This window comes from Paenibacillus sp. P4_E11 (assembly GCF_056401635.1).
This window is the reverse complement of record NZ_JBFUIX010000230.1, coordinates 1-4,042: the sequence shown is the minus strand read 5'-3', so window position 1 is coordinate 4,042 and position 4,042 is coordinate 1. Positions and strand designations below refer to the sequence as shown.

At 42.3% G+C, this 4,042-nt stretch carries 4 protein-coding genes; 2 read left to right on the top strand and 2 right to left on the bottom strand.

Features of this window, described 5'->3' with window-relative positions; translation table 11 throughout:
* The first annotated feature begins 37 nt into the window (after positions 1–37).
* Positions 38–865 carry a phytanoyl-CoA dioxygenase family protein gene (locus tag AC1DWB_RS31860; protein WP_477545115.1) on the top strand — a complete coding sequence of 276 codons (828 nt, stop codon included), beginning with the start codon at positions 38–40 and terminating at the stop codon, positions 863–865.
* A gap of 170 nt (positions 866–1,035) precedes the next feature.
* Complete coding sequence (locus AC1DWB_RS31855) at positions 1,036–1,719, top strand: GntR family transcriptional regulator (RefSeq protein ID WP_477545114.1); 684 nt, start codon at positions 1,036–1,038, stop codon at positions 1,717–1,719.
* A gap of 208 nt (positions 1,720–1,927) precedes the next feature.
* On the opposite strand, the gene AC1DWB_RS31850 is transcribed toward AC1DWB_RS31855, so the two are convergent.
* Both AC1DWB_RS31850 and AC1DWB_RS31845 read right to left on the bottom strand, forming a co-directional pair.
* Complete coding sequence (locus AC1DWB_RS31850; RefSeq protein ID WP_477545113.1) at positions 1,928–2,551, bottom strand: hypothetical protein; 624 nt, start codon at positions 2,549–2,551, stop codon at positions 1,928–1,930.
* Between the two features lie 292 nt (positions 2,552–2,843).
* A complete protein-coding gene (locus AC1DWB_RS31845; protein ID WP_477545112.1) occupies positions 2,844–3,758 on the bottom strand; it encodes a phosphotransferase in 915 nt (304 codons plus the stop codon).
* Positions 3,759–4,042: the final 284 nt, after the last annotated feature.

Below are 4,042 nucleotides of genomic sequence, written 5' to 3'. Positions count from 1 at the left end.
CTTCTACTAATTACAAGACTGAGGAGTGATTTATACCATGACCACTAAAGGCACCTTAACGGAGACGCAAATAAATTTTTTTGATACATTTGGCTACCTTGTGTTCCCTGGACTTATGCGTGATCGGCTCGCTCGTATTATCGACGCATTTGAGGCCGTTTTCCAGGGAGCGCGGCGGACTCATGACGGAACCCACCGTACTTGCATTCCCTCATTCGTGGATCAGAACGAGGAACTATGCAAACTGTTGGACGACCCGCGTGTCGATGGCATATTCACGTCCTTGTTGGGCGACGACTACAACTATATGGGCAGCGATGGCAATTATTATGTCGGTGATACGGGATGGCATAGGGATGGCTTTCATGAAAAATACCGCCATATCAAGCTGGCCATGTACCTTGATCCAGTAGGCACTGAAAGCGGTGCCTTGCGTGTCATACCCGGCAGCCATCGGCTTGGTGAACCTTATGCGACCATTCTTGGCAAGCAGGCGCCCCGCAGTAAGGAGGAACTTGGTGTTAGCGGACCTGAAGTTCCAGCGCAAGTACTGAAGAGCGAGCCGGGCGACGTCGTGTTGTTCAACCACAATTTGTTCCACTCCTCGTGGGGCGGCAGCTCGAGTCGCCGCATGTTCACCCTGAATGTATGTCAACGATACGCTGAGGCAGATTTGCAGGAATTGCGCGATTATATCAGCGGAGCTGCCCGGTTTTGGCTGGAACGCGCTCACCACGAGACGATCGTAAACACGGCTAGCCCTGCACGGATGCGACATCTGCAGCAAGTACGCGAGAATGATTTGCATCTGGCTGAGCTCAGCCGACAAGCTCGGGCGTCTATGAGTGAGCCTGCACGAGGCTAGATCGGAAATAAATACAATGAGAGGAGAGTTCACCCCTGTCAAGAGGAAAAGTGATTCATGCATCCCAAGTAAAACCGCTTGTACACGTAAAATTGACTTCGAATTATTGAAATTGGTATACTTGGTTCGTTATACATTTTTAGACTTGTAGAGAAGAGAAGGGGTTGCTGATGATCAAATATGAAGATCCATTAACCCGATCGATTCATACCAAAGAAAACGTACGCAAATTGCGTCATGACATTATTATAGGCGTATACCCGGCCGGGTCCCGACTGATTGAAGCGAAGCTTGCAGAACAATTAGGCAGTAGCCGCGCACCCGTGAGGACTGCTCTGCAAATGCTGGCTCAGGAAGGGCTTGTTATAAATTTGGCCAATGGTGGAACTGAAGTGGTTGGATGCTCGGTTAACTATGTCAGCAATATGTTCGACGTACGTCTGCTTCTAGAGAGAAAAGCGCTGCAATCGGTGATGGAGAATGCCGCATTTCCGTATCGCCCCTTATTCGATGTCATGGAGAAGTTCGAGCAATATAGGAACGGAGATGTATCCAGTGAGATCACTTCAATGCTTGATATGATGTTCCACCGCAGTCTGATGATGATGTCGGAGAATCAACCTTTGCTGGTCGCATGGAACACGATGGCTAATATTATGCAGACTATACTTGAAATTACGAATATGACCAATCCGACCTTTGAGGAATTTTACGAAGGTCATCGGAAGTTGGCAGATTTGATCATTCAGAGAAAAGATGAATGTATCGACGATCTAGAGAATCACATTTCCGTAGCCAAATCGATTATTGTGAAGCGTCTGGGCGAGGTTCAAACTCCGACGACTTCATTATGATTTTTAGGGACACCCATACGCGGTTTGTTTAAGATTATCATGCATTTGCTGCAGGATACGGCTATTTCTAAAAGTTGCGCTGATGAAGCATCCTCCACGATCACTCCGATCAGAGAATGACGATTTAGGGGCGGTTTTGTAGAGTTTAGCTTGGAGAGCAGGGAGATCGGAACTCTATCTACTGTCACATCTTACATAAACGATAGAATCAACTCAATTTCTTAATCAGTTTCTCCACTCGCTTTCGTTTTGTGTCTTTTTCAATATCGTCGAGTCGCGAGAAAAGCGTCTTTATGAAAAAGGCTTTGTTTTTATCGTTAACGATGGATATTGCATTCTCCGCATACATTGGAAGTTGATTTGTCGGACATCTCTTAAGCTGTTCGATGAGTAATGTGAATGCATTATCAGCATATTGTTTGATAGAACAAAGTTTAATCAGGATATTTACTCCGTGATCTTTGGTGATTACCGATCCTTTGTCAGTAATATCAACAATTTTTGCAAGTGCTAAATAAATGGCTTCCGGATTTTCAAGAGTTATCGCATCTAGTGCTGTCATAGCCCCCCAAACAAGTCGATTGTTCCCATGATCAAGCAATGTTACGAACTCTTTGCTGTATTCTGCAACTAAAGACGGCTTGAGATCTCCAATTTCATAGAGAACTTTAATGCAATCGCTTTGAATGTTCTTATCACTGTTATACAAGTTATCAACAAGTTCTTTCACAGCTCCTCTATCATCTCGCTCGGCAATATATTTCGCCAGTTCCTGATTAGGACCTTCGTCTTTGCGGTTGAGTGAAGTTGCTAATTTGTCGATTATGGTCATCTGTTTTTCTCCTTCATAGTTTAGTCATCTCACTTTATTAGATAACCTTATATGATTTAAGGTAAATGTACTACATCAAATTGTTCACCGCTTTGTAGTTTGAGCAATACTGTCACATCTCACTTATTCTTTCAGCACCTTCAATATTAGCACTCCATATGACTGGAGTACGTAATATTGCGATGAATCAAGGCACTATTATCGCAAATTTTTTTTGATAAATAAAGAAAAAGATCACCTATGATAAGGCGATTTCTTCAACTTTCGTTCCTCGTTAGCGGAATGACATTTCTTAATCTGAAAGAGCACGTTTTATGTTCGCTTTTGCTTCATCAACCAACCTTTCATCTTTATCATCAATTGCCTGCATCATTATCAAAATGGGAATATATATGGCAATTAATCGAGATAATATCTTCGTTTCTTCATCTACATCCCCATATTCTTTGAAAAAGTCAGAACGCGCATCCGGAGGTAAAAAGCTATACACAACATTCAAATCACAAGCAGGATGTCCTATATTGATATCTCCCCAGTCGATAATCCCTGAAACTCTTCCAGTCTCATCTACCAGTATATTTTTAAAATGAAGGTCACCATGAAGGAATACATACTTTTGATTCACTCTTTCAGTTCTGAGCTGTTCCAAATAATTTGATATTGCATGATATTCTTCTTCACTGAAATGAAGGGCAAGATCGGAAATGAATTTATGTATCTTCTCCTTACGCATCGCAATATCAGTCAGATTTCTATGGTCATGTTGAACTCCATTTTCTTGGGCAATTTGCACAGGGAATGCATGTAAGCTTTTTAAAAATTGCGCGAGCGTTGTTGCTGATAGCGCTCGTTGCTTGTCAGTTAATCCGATTGGAAACTCTCCGAATAAATAGGGGTAGCCTAGGAAGGGTGCAGGATAATTATAATCCCCTTCCCCAAAAAATAGCGGTATCGAATATGCAATGGAAAAATAATCTTTAAGCTTAGGCAGTATCTTTCCTTCCATCCTTAAAGAATTAATTGCAACTTCTCTTCTTGGAAAGCGAAATGCATATTCGGCCCCGACAAGAAAAACAGTGTTATCCCAGCCATGTCCTAGTTTTTTTACGCTTTTTGTAGCTAACTGCGGAAACTGACTGCTTATTAATTTATAAGCCAATTCTTCTGATACTTCCCATTCTGCATCCCATTGATTCGAACTTTCCATATCCCTTTATCGCATCCTTCGCAAAAATAGAAAATCTGCTCACCTAACCTTGACCCATTTCCCACATCCTAAGCGTATACGATCATATCATTACAATCAATGCCTTTGAGCCGCACCGTCACATCTCAATTATTGTTTCAGAATCATCAATATTAAGCACTCCACATGTGTAGAGTGCTGTGATCATATCATTACAATCAATGCCTTTGAGCCGCACCGTCACATCTCAATTATTGTTTCAGAATCATCAATATTAAGCACTCCACATGTGTAGAGTGCTGTGA

Excerpts from the sequence above, each read along its gene's own strand:
- AC1DWB_RS31850 (WP_477545113.1), bottom strand. The coding sequence starts at position 2,551 with ATGACCATAATCGACAAATTAGCAACTTCACTCAACCGCAAAGACGAA.
- AC1DWB_RS31855 (WP_477545114.1), top strand. The coding sequence starts at position 1,036 with ATGATCAAATATGAAGATCCATTAACCCGATCGATTCATACCAAAGAA.
- AC1DWB_RS31860 (WP_477545115.1), top strand. The coding sequence starts at position 38 with ATGACCACTAAAGGCACCTTAACGGAGACGCAAATAAATTTTTTTGAT.
- AC1DWB_RS31845 (WP_477545112.1), bottom strand. The coding sequence starts at position 3,758 with ATGGAAAGTTCGAATCAATGGGATGCAGAATGGGAAGTATCAGAAGAA.